General features: G+C 48.2%; 4 protein-coding genes and 1 pseudogene. 4 read left to right on the top strand and 1 reads right to left on the bottom strand.

Annotated features, from left to right (window positions below; all coding sequences use genetic code 11):
- The 4 genes from C0081_RS23170 to C0081_RS23060 all read left to right on the top strand — a co-directional run.
- Positions 1-236 (top strand): hypothetical protein (locus C0081_RS23170; protein WP_180966756.1); only part of this gene is annotated, 236 nt, incomplete at its 5' end.
- A complete protein-coding gene (locus tag C0081_RS23525) occupies positions 233-556 on the top strand; it encodes a type II toxin-antitoxin system RelE/ParE family toxin (RefSeq protein ID WP_245417857.1) in 324 nt (107 codons plus the stop codon). The genes C0081_RS23170 and C0081_RS23525, both read left to right, overlap by 4 nt.
- A gap of 148 nt (positions 557-704) precedes the next feature.
- Positions 705-992, top strand: a complete 288-nt coding sequence (gene nadS, locus C0081_RS04340) for a NadS family protein (RefSeq protein ID WP_101532585.1) — start codon at positions 705-707, stop codon at positions 990-992.
- A gap of 110 nt (positions 993-1102) precedes the next feature.
- Positions 1103-1414 (top strand): hypothetical protein, encoded by a 312-nt coding sequence (locus tag C0081_RS23060; protein ID WP_146006401.1) that lies wholly within the window; start codon positions 1103-1105, stop codon positions 1412-1414.
- A gap of 25 nt (positions 1415-1439) precedes the next feature.
- Here the strand turns inward: C0081_RS23060 and C0081_RS23530 are convergent.
- A pseudogene (locus C0081_RS23530) lies at positions 1440-1490 on the bottom strand (hypothetical protein); the annotation flags it as partial.
- Positions 1491-1971 lie beyond the last annotated feature (481 nt).

A 1971-nucleotide genomic window follows, 5' to 3' on the forward strand; every position in this document is an offset into this window, starting at 1 on the left:
ATGTGAAAAGCTTCATTGAAGGCAAGCCCGCAGCCGCGCCATTCATCACCATGAAGAAAGGCGACAAGGTTGCTCGACTTCATGCCCTGTTTAACAACGAAGTGGACCGTAAAGGCCTCTCAGCCGATGTAAGAGATCGTATCGCCGCTTGGGTGCCTGATTGCCTAACTACTCGCTACAACGCCCCACAGACCGAAACCAGCCAAGAACAAGACGAGGACAAACTCGCAGCTTGATCTATGATCAAGTCCAGCCCGTCGCGATCTCGTCGAGTTTGACAGCTCTATCGCGACGGGACACCCTTGAAAAGGATACGGCATTGCCGTATATTGGAGCTATGCAGACAGTAATTTGGACTGCGACATTTCTAACCCAAGCTCGCAAATGCGGATTATCCGAAGAGGAACTGAGCGATATCGTCACAACCATCGCTGACAACCCGATTGCTGGGGATCTTATGGCTGGAACAGGCGGAGCAAGAAAACTGCGTCATGCTGGCCGAGGCAAGGGGAAAAGTGGAGGTTATCGAACCATCCATTATTTCGGGGGGGGATGACGTTCCTGTCTTTCTTCTTTCGGTCTACGGAAAAGATGCGAAAGACAATTTGACTAAATCCGAGCAAAACGAGCTTGCAAAAGTTTTGCCGCTATTGGCCGAAGCCTACAGAAATCGTATTCGGCCTTCACATTGATGGAGTTTACAGATGTCATTCGCTGACGAGTTGCTACAAAGCGCAAATGAAGCCTTGGCAATTGCTCAAGGAGATGCGGAACCTGCTGGTGTTTATGTGCCTGATGTCGTGGATGTCGTTGCCATTCGTAAAAAGCAAAAACTAACACAAGAAGCCTTTGCACATCGTTATGGCTTGCCTATAGGAACCATCCGAGATTGGGAGCAAAAGAGACGGCTTCCTGATCGAGCGGCAACAATTTTGCTTACGGTGATAGACAAAGCCCCTACAGCTGTTACGCAGGCATTGGCTAATCACTAAAAACTAACCTCTATCGCAGCCTTTCAGGCGCGATGCTTCCCCTTCCGATCCTTGCGACCGGAGGGGGTTTTTTGTTCAAAATCCGAGGTTCCAATTCAACAGGATCGACCATGAACGTATGGAGAACGATGGTGAAGCCTTTAGACGCAACCAATCTGGGTTATATGTTGGACAATGGCGATCAACTCGTTGTTGTTTGCAACAACGGCGTATGCTCTCACGGTGCCGATATGGTCATTCCGTGGTTAGTCGAATTGTTGGGGCGTGATCACTCGTCTCTCGCCGCCGATATCATTTCGGGCCTTAGAAAAAAGCGGAAACGGTTGCGGTGTAGGCGATGTGGAAATTACGATATTGGCTTTCGCTGCATCCATGCAGGCTATACCGGCTCTGTTTCTTCGGTAACTTTCGCATTAATTTAAGGGCAGCCCGCTTAATTCTGCGAGATTGAACCAAAACCTCCAATACTTCCCCTTCATCATCAACAGCCCACCACAGGTATGACCGTTTATCGTTGTTCGAAGCGAGAACTTCATCAAGTTGCCACTGACCCGATGGCTGGGGTCGGGATCAGTCCAATTCTCCTGCATAAATCGACCCAAACTTCAAAACCCAACGGCGAGTAGTCTCAAAAGCAACATCTCCCCTCGTTCCGCCAGTAAATCTTCAATATTTCGGTAGCTAAGCGAGAACTTGAAGTGGAGCGCAGATCGCATGCTGAATGATCTACGGCGGAAATCGATGGCGGGAGCAGAATATCTTTTCCTCCAATTCAGTTTACAACCTCATGGACTAACAGTCACTCGGTTACCGTAACAATGCCGTCATGTGGACCATTGCTATTTTTACTAAATATCAACCAAACTCCCTTACGAGGCTTTTAACTTCTACGTCTATTTTTAGTGATCCAGATTGACATGACAAAGGAACTGACCGTGGCCGCCAAAAAAAGTATATTCGAGCGCAATATTGTTGCTTT

Origin of the sequence: Cohaesibacter celericrescens (genome assembly GCF_002866925.1) — a bacterium.
In the GTDB taxonomy this organism is placed as follows: domain Bacteria; phylum Pseudomonadota; class Alphaproteobacteria; order Rhizobiales; family Cohaesibacteraceae; genus Cohaesibacter; species Cohaesibacter celericrescens.

What these genes read in the sequence shown, in the direction of transcription:
- nadS (WP_101532585.1), top strand. Translation starts at nt 705, where the DNA reads ATGTCATTCGCTGACGAGTTGCTACAAAGCGCAAATGAAGCCTTGGCA.
- C0081_RS23060 (WP_146006401.1), top strand. Translation starts at nt 1,103, where the DNA reads ATGAACGTATGGAGAACGATGGTGAAGCCTTTAGACGCAACCAATCTG.